The 12220-nt window shown below is 51.7% G+C and carries 12 protein-coding genes; 8 read left to right on the top strand and 4 right to left on the bottom strand.

What is annotated here, in order from left to right:
- Nucleotides 1-7: 7 nt before the first annotated feature.
- Genes H7848_RS00435 through H7848_RS00425 form a run of 3 tightly spaced genes read left to right on the top strand, consistent with a single transcriptional unit; the run spans nucleotide 8 to nucleotide 3871 of the window.
- Nucleotides 8-688 carry a YrbL family protein gene (locus H7848_RS00435; protein ID WP_336512043.1) on the top strand — a complete coding sequence of 227 codons (681 nt, stop codon included), beginning with the start codon at nucleotides 8-10 and terminating at the stop codon, nucleotides 686-688.
- 36 nt (nucleotides 689-724) lie between these two features.
- Nucleotides 725-2989: an NADP-dependent malic enzyme gene (locus H7848_RS00430; protein WP_208347131.1), complete on the top strand. Its 2265-nt coding sequence runs from the start codon at nucleotides 725-727 to the stop codon at nucleotides 2987-2989.
- Nucleotides 2990-2992: 3 nt separating this feature from the next.
- Nucleotides 2993-3871, top strand: coding sequence for a ribokinase (locus H7848_RS00425; RefSeq protein ID WP_208347130.1), 879 nt, complete (start codon nucleotides 2993-2995; stop codon nucleotides 3869-3871).
- Here the strand turns inward: H7848_RS00425 and msrA are convergent.
- Nucleotides 3858-4523 carry a peptide-methionine (S)-S-oxide reductase MsrA gene (gene msrA, locus H7848_RS00420; protein ID WP_208347129.1) on the bottom strand — a complete coding sequence of 222 codons (666 nt, stop codon included), beginning with the start codon at nucleotides 4521-4523 and terminating at the stop codon, nucleotides 3858-3860. The two genes, H7848_RS00425 and msrA, sit on opposite strands and share 14 nt — an antisense overlap.
- 84 nt (nucleotides 4524-4607) lie before the next feature.
- A complete protein-coding gene (locus H7848_RS00415; protein ID WP_208347127.1) occupies nucleotides 4608-5825 on the bottom strand; it encodes an argininosuccinate synthase in 1218 nt (405 codons plus the stop codon).
- Between the two features lie 102 nt (nucleotides 5826-5927).
- On the opposite strand from H7848_RS00415, the gene ilvA reads away from it, so the two are divergent.
- Nucleotides 5928-7175, top strand: coding sequence for a threonine ammonia-lyase IlvA (gene ilvA / locus H7848_RS00410; protein WP_208347125.1), 1248 nt, complete (start codon nucleotides 5928-5930; stop codon nucleotides 7173-7175).
- On the opposite strand, the gene H7848_RS00405 is transcribed toward ilvA, so the two are convergent.
- A complete protein-coding gene (locus tag H7848_RS00405) occupies nucleotides 7172-7501 on the bottom strand; it encodes an Hpt domain-containing protein (protein ID WP_208347123.1) in 330 nt (109 codons plus the stop codon). The genes ilvA and H7848_RS00405 overlap by 4 nt on opposite strands.
- A 147-nt stretch (nucleotides 7502-7648) precedes the next feature.
- Here H7848_RS00405 and H7848_RS00400 point away from each other — a divergent pair, with 147 nt between their 5' ends.
- Entirely contained in the window at nucleotides 7649-8914 is a 1266-nt protein-coding gene (locus tag H7848_RS00400) for a PP2C family protein-serine/threonine phosphatase (protein ID WP_208347121.1), read from the top strand.
- Here the strand turns inward: H7848_RS00400 and H7848_RS00395 are convergent.
- Nucleotides 8905-9342 carry an NUDIX domain-containing protein gene (locus H7848_RS00395; RefSeq protein WP_208347119.1) on the bottom strand — a complete coding sequence of 146 codons (438 nt, stop codon included), beginning with the start codon at nucleotides 9340-9342 and terminating at the stop codon, nucleotides 8905-8907. The genes H7848_RS00400 and H7848_RS00395 overlap by 10 nt on opposite strands.
- 81 nt (nucleotides 9343-9423) lie before the next feature.
- Here H7848_RS00395 and hslO point away from each other — a divergent pair, with 81 nt between their 5' ends.
- The 3 genes from hslO to H7848_RS00380 are packed head-to-tail and all read left to right on the top strand — an operon-like array spanning nucleotide 9424 to nucleotide 12153.
- The gene (gene hslO / locus H7848_RS00390; protein WP_208347118.1) at nucleotides 9424-10419 is read left to right on the top strand and encodes an Hsp33 family molecular chaperone HslO; all 996 of its coding nucleotides are present in this window, start codon (nucleotides 9424-9426) and stop codon (nucleotides 10417-10419) included.
- Entirely contained in the window at nucleotides 10406-11008 is a 603-nt protein-coding gene (locus H7848_RS00385; protein WP_336512042.1) for a CoA pyrophosphatase, read from the top strand. The genes hslO and H7848_RS00385 overlap by 14 nt, the downstream gene beginning before the upstream one ends.
- A complete protein-coding gene (locus tag H7848_RS00380) occupies nucleotides 11005-12153 on the top strand; it encodes a CCA tRNA nucleotidyltransferase (protein ID WP_336512041.1) in 1149 nt (382 codons plus the stop codon). Before H7848_RS00385 ends, H7848_RS00380 begins: the two co-directional genes overlap by 4 nt.
- Nucleotides 12154-12220: the final 67 nt, after the last annotated feature.

The raw sequence follows: 12220 nt of genomic DNA, 5'->3' as shown, positions 1-12220 counted from the left end.
TTCTGAAATGAAGACTGGTAGAAATAGAATGAAGCCGTCTAATCAAATTGATCTTGCCAATTTGGAACCCTTTGCCCAAGGGTCTGAGCGATTGATCTATAAAAGCCCATCCAATAACAGGCAGTTGGTCAAGGTGATAAAAGAAAAGCACCGCAAAAGACCTATGGATAACCTGTACGAACGGATGACACTTGGCCCATACATCCTTTTTATGCGTGAATATGCGGCATACATCAGTGCTTTGATGATGCAGGAAAAACTGGGTCGACGCCCTCCGCTGCCGCGCATTTTCGGGACCGTTCCAACGGATCAGGGCATTGGTCAGTTGGTGCGTATGATATCAGATGAGATGGGAAAGATTGCACCGACACTGCAGGATCTTTTGCAGACCGACGGATTTACCCAGACGGAGCTGAACCTGCTTAATCAGTTTGTCGAAGACCTTTATGGATTTCATATCGTTGCCTATGACCTGAAACCTAAAAACATCGTTTTAGAGGTCAAGAAATCAGTGCGTCGTTTTGTTCTGGTTGATGGATTTGGGGACAGGGCGCTGATCCCGTTGAAATCAATTTTCACGAAATTGAATAACCGAAAGCTGGACAAAGAGATTGCGAAACTAGCCAATCAGACAGGTCTGGTTCTTGATCGAAAAAATCGAAAGTTTCATTTCCCAGAAAAACAGTGAATAAACTGTCCAAAACCCAGCGGGATTTAGAAACTTATGAAAAACAACAAATTCACCCCGGAAGAGGCGCTGGAATATCACCTAAAGCCCCGGCCCGGGAAATTTGAAATCAATGCATCCGTGCCGATGACCACGCAGCGCGATCTGTCGCTTGCGTATTCGCCGGGTGTGGCTGTTCCGGTTCAGGCGATATCTGATGCGCCTGAGACGGCGTACGATTATACCAACAAAGGCAATCTGGTTGCGGTGATTTCTAACGGGACGGCTATTCTGGGTTTGGGCAATCTGGGCGCCTTGGCCTCAAAACCCGTCATGGAAGGCAAATCGGTGCTGTTCAAGCGATTTGCTGATGTGAATTCCATTGATATCGAACTGGATACCGAAGACCCCGATGCCTTTATCAACGCGGTTAAACTGATGGGTCCGACCTTTGGGGGCATCAATTTGGAGGATATCAAGGCGCCCGAATGTTTCATCATCGAACAGCGCCTGAAAGAGGAAATGGATATCCCTGTCTTCCATGACGATCAGCATGGAACGGCGGTGATCTGTGCGGCGGGTCTGATCAACGCGCTGCACCTGACCAAGAAAAAGATCGAAGACTGCAAGATCGTTCTGAACGGTGCGGGTGCGGCCGGGATCGCCTGCATTGAATTGATCAAGGCGATGGGCGCGAAACATGACAACTGCATCGTTTGCGACACCAAGGGCGTGATCTATCAGGGCCGGACCGAGGGCATGAACCAATGGAAATCAGCACACGCAGCCAAGACCGATGCCCGCAGTTTGGAAGAGGCGATGAAAGGCGCTGATGTCTTCCTTGGTGTGTCGGTCAAAGGTGCCGTCACCCCTGATATGGTTGCCAGCATGGCGGATAACCCGGTGATTTTTGCCATGGCCAATCCCGACCCCGAAATTACGCCGGAAGATGCCCATGATGTTCGTGTCGACGCGATTGTTGCGACAGGTCGGTCGGACTATCCCAATCAGGTGAATAATGTGCTGGGATTTCCATACCTGTTCCGGGGCGCTTTGGACATCAACGCGAGGGCAATCAACGATCAGATGAAAATCGCCTGCGCTGAGGCGCTGGCCGAACTGGCCCGCGAAGATGTACCGGATGAGGTCGCGATGGCCTATGGCCGCAAGCTGAGTTTTGGGCGCGACTACATCATCCCGACCCCCTTTGACCCGCGGTTGATCTACAAAATCCCGCCAGCAGTTGCCAAGGCCGGTATGGATACCGGTGTCGCCCGTCGCCCGATTGTCGATATGGAGGGGTATGAACTTAGCCTGAAATCACGGATGGACCCGACGGCCTCGATCCTGCGTGGTATTCATGCCCGCGCAAAGCAGGCCCAAGCGCGTATGATCTTTGCAGAAGGCGATGACACTCGTGTTCTGCGCGCAGCGGTTCAGTATCAACGATCCGGTATGGGCAAGGCACTGGTGGTCGGTCGCGAAAACGATGTGAAGGAGAAGCTTGAGGCGGCGGGTCTTGGTGATGCCGTGCGTGAGCTGGACGTGGTGAATGCCGCAAACACGCGGCATTTGGATGGCTATAAGTCGTTCCTTTACGACCGGTTACAACGCAAGGGGTTCGATAGCCACGATATCCACCGCCTTGCCGCGCGTGACAGGCATGTGTTTTCAGCGCTGATGTTGGCGCATGGGCATGGCGATGGTTTGGTGACTGGCGCGACCCGCAAATCAGCGCATGTTTTAGGGCTGATCAACCATGTCTTCGATGCCTCGGCCCAGGATGGGGCCGTTGGTGTGACGGCTTTGTTGCATAAGGGTCGGATCGTTTTGATCGCCGATACACTGGTCCACGAATGGCCCGATGAAAACGACCTGGCCAATATCGCAATCCACGGCGCAGCAGTTGCTGAAGATCTGGGTCTTGAGCCGCGTGTGGCCTTTGTCAGTTTCTCAACATTCGGCTATCCGGTATCGGAACGCGCCGAAAAGATGCATCTGGCGCCGACCATCCTTGACCAACGCGGTGTGAATTTCGAATACGAAGGTGAGATGACCGTCGATGTCGCCCTGAACACCCAGGTGATGGAGAATTATCCCTTCAGTCGGCTCAGCGGCCCCGCGAATGTACTTGTCGTTCCCGCGCGGCATTCGGCATCGATATCGGTCAAACTGATGCAGGAAATGGGGGGCGCTACTGTTCTGGGTCCGATCCTGACAGGCGTCGACAAGCCCATTCAGATCTGTTCGACCGTTTCAACGGAAACCGATATTCTAAACATGGCGGTGATCGCAGCTTGTGGTGTCGGGAATTCGGGCTGACCGATGACCATCTATAACCTTGGTTCGATCAATATCGATCATTTCTATCAGGTTCCGCATCTGGTGAAGCCGGGTGAAACGCTGGCGGCCGAAAGCTATCACGTGGGTTTGGGGGGCAAGGGAACGAACCAGTCCGTCGCCGCGGCACGCGCTGCGTCTCAGGTCTTGCATATTGGGTCGATCGGACATGATGCGATTTGGATCAAAGACCGGATGACGCAATACGGCGTTGATGTCAGCCATGTTCGGGAAACCGATACGCCGACCGGTCATGCCATTATTCAGGTGGACGACGCAGGTGAAAATTCAATTACGATCTTTGCCGGTGCAAATGCTAATCAGTCGACACAACATATAAAGCGGGCTTTGGATACAGCCGGGTCTGACGATACACTGCTTTTACAAAACGAAACGTCGCACCAAGTTGAAGCGGCGCAGATTGCTTTGGAGAGGGGTATGCGGGTCATCTACTCTGCAGCCCCTTTCGATGCGGACAGTGTCATGGCGGTTTTGCCTTTCGTCACAATGTTGGCTGTGAACCGGATTGAGATGCAGCAACTGACCGATCAATTTCAACAGATTGACGTGCCGCAGAAATTGGTGACGCTGGGCTCGGACGGTGCCTATTGGACGGATAACAAAACCAAGATCAACGCACCGGCGTTCAAGGTTAAAGCGGTTGATACGACGGGCGCGGGCGATACGTTTCTGGGCTTTTTCGCAGCCTCGCTTGACCAGGGTAAACCTGTTCAGGAAGCCCTGCGCATTGCCTCGGCCGCAGGCGCATTGATGGTCACGAAAGAGGGGACAGCCGATGCTATCCCCTCAATCGATGATGTCAGCGTGTTTCTGTCAGAGACCGATATGATCAGCCGCCGATAAACGGGGCGTCGTTCCCCCAAAGCTGCCTGACCCGATCATCGCGACCGCAAGCGGCGCGATAACGTTTGTACGCTTCGGATTTTTGACGGGGGCCAAAGCGGGTCAAAATCACAGTTGAGCTTTTATAGTAGTCCTGATGGTAAGCGTCGGCCGGATAAAACGTGTCGACTGACAAAACCGGCGTCACAATTTTGCGTCCCAGGTCACGCTGGGCATTGCGTTTGGCCGTTTCAGCAGCCTGCTGCTGAGAGGGATCAGCTGCGAAAATAGCGGTGCGATAGCTTTCGCCGCGGTCGCAGAATTGGCCACCTGCATCTGTCGGATCGATTGAGCGGAAGAACATATGCAGCAACTGGCGCTCGGTTACCTGGCTGGGATCATAGGTGATCTGAACGGCTTCATAATGGCCCGTTCCGCCACGCACGACTTGCTTGTAAGTCGGGTTTGCGACGGTGCCGCCAGTAAATCCAGACACAGCTTCGATCACACCGGGCACTTTTTCAAAATCGGCTTCAACGCACCAGAAACAGCCCCCCGCTACAGTCAGCGTACGGGTTTCAGCGGCCATCACTTTTTCACAATTGATAAGAAAACCGACAACCATCGCAACGATCAGAAGGATCGGTTTTGTTTTCTGAAAACTATAGGTCATGGGTCATCTCCTTTGTGATGACCCTGACGGGCGACAGCGTGTAATGCAATTCACTGCACTGTGACGTCACACGATGTTTACAGATTATTTCAGGCGTTTGTTCCGCATCGCTATCAGACGCAGGCGCAGGGCGTTCAGTTTGATAAAGCCTGCAGCGTCTTTCTGATCATAAGCGCCTGCGTCATCCTCAAACGTCACATGCTCTTCAGAATACAGGGAATGATCCGACCAGCGTCCGACCGTGCGTGCAAGACCTTTATAAAGTTTCAGACGAACCGTACCGGTGACATGTTCCTGGCTTTTGTCAATCGCGGCCTGCAGCATTTCGCGTTCGGGGCTGAACCAGAAACCGTTGTAGATCAGTTCGGCGTAGCGCGGCATCAGCTCATCCTTTAGGTGCGCCGCTCCACGGTCCAAGGTGATCTGTTCGATGCCGCGATGCGCTTCCAACAAGATCGTACCACCCGGCGTTTCGTAGATACCGCGCGATTTCATCCCGACAAATCGGCCCTCGACCAGATCAAGCCGCCCAATCCCGTGTTTACCGCCCAGTTCGTTCAGCTTTGTCAGGATCGTGGCGGGCGACATCGCTTCGCCGTTAATCGCAACAGCGTCACCTTTGTCAAACGTCACTTCGACAAACTCAGGCTCATTCGGGGCATCTTCGGGATGAACGGTACGCTGATAAACATAATCCGGCGCATCCTGCGCGGGGTCTTCCAGCACTTTGCCCTCGGACGATGTGTGCAACAGATTGGCATCAACACTAAACGGCGCCTCGCCGCGTTTGTCCTTTGCGATTGGTATCTGGTTTTTCTCGGCAAAATCGATCAATTTTGTTCGGCTGCTCAAATCCCATTCACGCCAAGGGGCAATCACCTTGATATCCGGGTTCAATGCATAGGCGGATAGTTCAAATCGAACCTGATCATTACCTTTTCCGGTGGCACCATGGGAAATCGCATCTGCGTCTGTTTCTGCTGCAATCTCGATCAACCGTTTCGAAATCAAAGGCCGTGCGATCGATGTGCCCAGCAGATAAAGACCTTCGTACAGTGCATTTGCGCGGAACATCGGAAAGACGAAATCCCGCACGAATTCCTCGCGAAGATCTTCGATATAGATCTCTTTCACGCCCAGCATTTCAGCCTTTTTGCGGGCCGGTTCTAGTTCTTCCCCCTGGCCAAGATCGGCGGTGAAGGTAACCACCTCACACGCATATTCGGTTTGCAGCCATTTCAGAATAATTGAGGTATCAAGGCCGCCTGAATACGCCAGCACTACTTTTTTCGGGGAAGACATGCGAAATCTCCATTTTGTTTTTCGCCCGATATCGAGTTTTTGAGGGCAGGGCAAGCAAGGGCGACACTTGCGTCGTACCTCATTTCAAGACAGATGTGTCTGATGAAGGAATTTGCACAAAACGCCCGATCCGCCGAAAAAGAGATGCGAAAGGTTTTTCCGCCGACACCGGTGCAACACAACGCGCATCTTTCTGCCCGATATGGCGCCGAAATCTGGCTGAAGCGGGAAGATTTGTCGCCGGTTCGGTCCTATAAAATCCGCGGGGCGTTCAATGCGATGCGGAAAACCTTGGCTGACGACCCTTCTCGTACGACATTCGTTTGTGCCAGCGCGGGCAATCACGCCCAGGGCGTGGCCTATATGTGCAGGCATTTTGATGTGAAGGGTGTGATTTTCATGCCGGTCACCACACCCCAGCAGAAGATCAGCAAAACCAGGATTTTTGGCGGCGATAACATCGAAATCAGTTTGACTGGGGATTACTTCGACGAAACTCTGAAGGCCGCGCAGTCATTCTGCACGGAAAAAGGGGCGCATTTTTTGTCGCCTTTTGACGATACCGATGTGATCGAAGGTCAGGCATCTGTCGCTGTTGAGTTACTGGAACAATTGCCCAAGCCACCGGATGTCATTGTTTTACCCGTCGGTGGCGGCGGTCTGTCCGCCGGGGTTTTTTCTTATTTTAAAGCTATCGGGGGAAATACTCAGCTGATTTTTGTCGAACCGCGCGGTGGTGCGAACTTTACCGCAGCCCTTCGGGCCGGACAGCCCGTTGCGCTGGACCGCGTTGATACATTCGTCGATGGTGCGGCCGTTGCGAAACTTGGTGAAAATACGTTCGATGTGTTGAAGACGGTTGATCCGACATCAATCCTGACGGTTTCCGAAGATCGTATCTGCGCAACAATACTTGAGATGTTGAACATTGAAGGCGTTGTGTTGGAACCCGCCGGTGCGCTTGCGATTGATGTCTTACAAGATATCCAACAGATTATTCGCGGAAAGACCGTTGTTTGTGTGACTTCTGGTGGCAACTTCGACTTTGAACGACTGCCCGAGGTCAAAGAGCGGTCCCAGCGATATCTGGGTTTGAAGAAATACTTTATACTCCGCCTGCCTCAGCGCCCCGGTGCATTGAAAGAGTTTTTGAACATGCTTGGCGCGCAGGATGACATTGCCCGTTTCGAATATCTGAAAAAATCAGCACGAAATTTCGGATCGGTTCTGATCGGTATTGAGACCAAAAATGCCGATAATTTTAAGGACCTTAAGGAACGAATGACCCAGGCGGGCTTCACGTATCGTGATATAACCGAAGATGAACTGCTGTCAGAATTTCTGATCTAGCCGTTTTCCTTTGCAAGCTGGTCCAGAAACTGTTGTTTTGAGTCATTATAGATTGTCTCAATCTCAGACAGATCAGCGACGAAATCATCTTCTTTCTGCAGTTTAATCTCAAGCTGGGCGCAAGTGCTGGACAGTTTTTGAAACCCAAGATTCAGCGAGCAGCCTTTCAGAAAATGCATTGTTTCGTGGGTGATCACACCCCCCGGCGTGGTTTTCAGATCTGATAGAACATCATCAACTTCACTTAGAAAAAGCGTCACCACTTCGTCGAAGCTGTCCGCCCCGACTTCGTCCCGCAATTCAGATACTCTGGCCCAATCGATCATTGTCCACTCCTAACCTTTTGGGCAAATTCGCATGAATTTTCTAACAAATCGTAATTGTTAAAGATTTCATTGTTTCAATTCGAAGTTTCACTCATTCTTAAAATTCATCAGTCAATTAAGGCCCATAGTGAGTGTGTGGGAAATAAAATGTTGATTGATGAAAGCATCGATGTCGAAGCGCATCTGGAAGAACCACGTCGATCGATCCAGCGTGTTCTGGTCGTGGACGATAGCCGTCTGCAGCGCCGTATCCTGACGGCGTCGCTGTCGCGTTGGGGCTATGATGTGGTCGAGGCCGACTGTGGCGAAGATGCGCTTGAAATATGCAAGACACAGCCTGTCGATCTGATTATCAGCGACTGGATGATGCCCGGTATGAGCGGTTTGGCATTTTGTCGCGAATTCCGTGCCCTGGACCGTGATGATTATGGTTATTTTATCCTTTTGACCTCAAAAAGTGAAAAGGAAGACATCGCGCGGGGTCTTGATATTGGCGCTGACGATTTCCTGATCAAACCGATCAATGCGCTGGAATTGCGGTCACGTATCAATGCGGGCGAACGTATCCTGCGTATGGAACGTGAGTTGAAAGAAAAAAACCGGCTTGTCAGTTCAACATTGCAAGAGCTTCAATCCGTCTATGATGCGGTCGATATTGACCTGCGCGAAGCAAAGAAACTTCAGCAATCATTGGTGCCCGAAAGACACCGCCGACTGCGCAACGCAGATGTTTCCTTGTTACTGCATTCGACGGGCCATGTTGGGGGTGATCTGGTTGGTTTTTTCCCAATCAACGAAACCTCTGTCGGTTTCTATGCTATAGATGTTTCCGGTCATGGTATTTCATCCGCATTGATGACCGCGCGTTTGGCGGGTTATTTATCCGGCACTAATCCAAAGCAAAATATCGCGCTGAAAAATGTCGATGGTCAGTTCAGGCCGCGGCCGCCTTCTCAGGTTGCGAAGTATCTGAATGAGCAGATCTTTAACGAAATCGATACCGAGCTTTATTTCACAATGCTTTTGGCGCACCTTGATTTGAAGACCGGTAAGATGGTTGTGACCCAGGCCGGCCATCCGCATCCGATACTTCAAAAGGCTGATGGTGTGCTGCAGCCCCTTGGCAATGGTGGCCTGCCGATTGGATTGATCAGGGAAGCGACCTATGACGAGTTTGAAGTTATTCTTAGTCCTGGGGACCGTCTTCTGATTGCATCAGACGGGATTGATGAATGTGAAAACCAGCACGGCGCGTTTCTGGGATACGAAGGAATATCTGACATACTGAAGGTAAACAGACATCTGAAAGGCAATGATCTGCTGGAAAGCATAAAGTCTAATCTTGAGGATTTTGCGGGTTCGACTGAATTCAATGATGACGTTTCGGCCATTCTGATTGAATATCAGCCATAAAACCGTTCCAAAAAATGGCGATCACCATCGGAGTCGACAGAAAAAATAGCGCCCTCTATGGGCATCCATACGGCAAGGTGATCTGGCTCGGATGGTTGCGTCAGTGCCAGAACCGGTCTGGCAACATAGATGTGACAGATTTTTTCAGCATTCATCTCGTACTCGGGCATATATGTGAACCTGCGATAGACACCCAGTTTCCGTGGCGCAGATATATGCCAGCCGGTTTCTTCGTAAACTTCGCGATGCAAAGCGCTTAGTGGGTTTTCGCCCGGATCTATACCACCACCGGGCAACTGAAATTCGTAATGCGGGTGCATCTGATAGGTCAACAATACACTTCGGCCACGGATCAGTATTGCATAGCAACCAGGCCGCACCTTATATTTTGCTTTCTTATCAATACGTTCGCCAAACCGTCTGGCCATCTTTCCGCTTCCTGCTTGGATCGTATGGTTTCATTGCTATATTGCACCCGTATGCCAATCAAAGGCAGTTAAGGAAACCCCATGACACTGACTTCAAAAATCGCGTGGGACGATACAGTCCTGCCGTTTCAGCTTGACCGATCGGATATTCGCGGCCGTGTCGCGCGACTGGACGGTGTTCTGGATCAGGTATTGTCGCAACACAACTACCCGCTGCAAGTCGAAGCACTTGTTGCTGAAATGTGTGTATTGACTGCACTTATCGGTCAGACAATCAAGCTGCGGTGGAAATTGTCACTGCAGGTCCGTGGTGATGGTGCGGCCCGCCTGATTGCAACCGATTACTATGGCCCGACCGAAGACGGCAAACCGGCCCGTATCCGCGCCTATGCGAGTTATGATCAGGAAAAACTTGTTTTTGGGGCTGACCCGTTTTCTCAAATCGGGAAGGGATACTTTGCAATTCTGATCGACCAGGGCGAAGGGATGGTGCCGTATCAGGGGATCACGCCAATTTCCGGCGGATCACTTTCTGCCTGTGCCGAAACATATTTTGCCCAGTCTGAACAAATCCCAAGCCGCTTTTCCATCAGTTTCGGTCAATCCAGACAGCCAGCCGAATCCGAACAATGGCGGGCCGGGGGAATATTGCTACAACATATGCCAAAGGCGTCACCCTTCGCGGTGGGCGATGGCGGTTCGGGCGAAGAAGGCCTTTTGCAGGCCGGTGATATGCTGGAAGGCGAGGCTGAAGAAAACTGGAACCGTGCCAATATTCTTCTGGACACAGTCGAAGAGATGGAGCTGGTCGGCCCGTCGGTTGACCCTACTGACCTGTTGATCCGATTGTTTCACGAAGAAGAGCCAAGGGTCTTTGACGCCCAGCCCATCGAATTCGGATGCAGTTGTTCGTCAGACAAGGTTCGTCAAAGCATGTCGATCTATTCAGATAAAGACATCGAACACATGACAACACCCGAAGGTATCGTCACGGCGGACTGTCAATTCTGTGGCGCGCATTATGAATTTGATCCAAAAACCCTTGGGTTTGAGGCGGCCGAGCGTGACAAGACCTAATACCAAGGCCTGGCTTTCAGAGGTTTTTCAAAACGCCATCAGGCCTACGTCTGATTATGATCTGAACAAGGGGGCGAAAGGACCGACCGGTCGTAAACTGCGTCCGGCCGCAGTTCTGGTCGCGACACAGATTATTCACGGTGATGCGTATGTTTTGCTGACAAAACGATCATCCGCGATGCGCCATCACCCCGGCCAAATCGCATTTCCGGGTGGCAAGCAAGATGACGATGATCATGATCTGACCGATACGGCATTGCGTGAGGCCCAGGAAGAAATCGGTTTGCCCCGCGACTGCGTTGAAATCCTGGGCGAACTGCCCCCGCATGAAACGGTTACCGGCTTTCTTGTGACACCTGTTTTGTCGTTTGTCACAAAGCCTTTCTACGCAATACCAGAGTACGGAGAGGTGGACGAGGTCTTTAAAGTACCGCTGGATCACGTCACAAACCCGCAGCATTTTCGCGTTGAATCACGTGAATGGTTGGGTCAGCAGCGCTTTTATTATACGGTGCCGTTCGGACCATACTATATCTGGGGCGCAACGGCGCGCATCTTGCGATCATTGGCTGACAGTTTGCAATCGTGACACGTATCGACCCTACCTCAATCGAAAAATCTGGGACGCGTCAGGTGATGCAGTGCCTGAACTCTGACAGATACGAAGCATTCTATGTCGGTGGTTGCGTTCGCAATGCGCTGATGGGCCTTCAGATCAGCGATATTGATATTTCGACCAATGCACAGCCGGATAACGTCATCGCAATTTGCACCGCTGCTGGTTTCAAAGTCATCCCAACGGGCATTGATCATGGAACAGTCACTGTCATCGCTGATCATATCCCGCATGAGGTTACGACCTATCGGCGTGATGTCGAAACTGACGGCCGTCGTGCTGTTGTGGCGTATTCCGACAAGATCGAAGATGATGCCCGGCGGCGCGATTTTACGATGAACGCGCTTTATGCTGACATTGATGGCAAAATCATCGATCCGCTAGGCGGGTTGCCTGACCTACAGGCCAGACGCATCCGATTTATCGAAGACCCCGATGCGCGCATTCGTGAAGACTATCTGCGTATTTTGCGGTTCTTTCGGTTTCATGCATATTATGGCGATATCTCAAACGGGTTAGACGGTGATGCGCTGGATGCTTGCGCCAGAAATGCCCAGGGTATCGATAGCCTGTCGAAAGAACGCATTGGCTCTGAAATCAAAAAACTTCTGGCGGCCAAAGACCCGGGGCCAAGCGTAGCTGCGATGCATCAGACGGGCGTATTGATGCAAGCCTTACCTGGGGCTGACCCCAAGGCTCTTTATCCGCTGGTGCATTTGGACGAAGATCAACCATCCGATCCGATCCGCCGGTTAGCAGCTTTGGGTGGACATAAGGCTCCGGACGCCCTTCGCCTCAGTCGGGCAGAGGCGCAGCAGCTAAAGAACCTGACGAGCTTTATTAGTGACGGAACATCCCTTGCCGAGATTGCCTACCGAAATGGCGCGCAGATGGCGCAGGATGTTATGCTGCTTCGGTCAGCTATTTTTGAAACGCCCTTGGCCGGCGTCGATGGTGATCTGATTGATATGGCGGCATCATCGACCTTTCCTGTCAAGTCTGCTGATCTGATGGACCAGTTTCAGGGAAAAGATCTTGGGGACAAGCTGAGCCAGCTTGAAGACCAGTGGATCAAATCGGGGTTCAAGATGACCAAAGCGCAGCTGCTGTCGCTATAGGCGTTCCCTTGCACATCTGAATTTCACAGCAGTTGGCGGGTTTTCTTTGCGTCATGGGCTGCTATAG

Origin of the sequence: Pseudaestuariivita rosea, from assembly GCF_017592335.1 — a bacterium.
GTDB classification, from domain to species: Bacteria; Pseudomonadota; Alphaproteobacteria; order Rhodobacterales; family Rhodobacteraceae; genus Parasulfitobacter; species Parasulfitobacter rosea.
The sequence above is the reverse complement of the archived record's forward strand: the minus strand, read 5'-3'. Positions and strand labels throughout refer to the sequence as shown.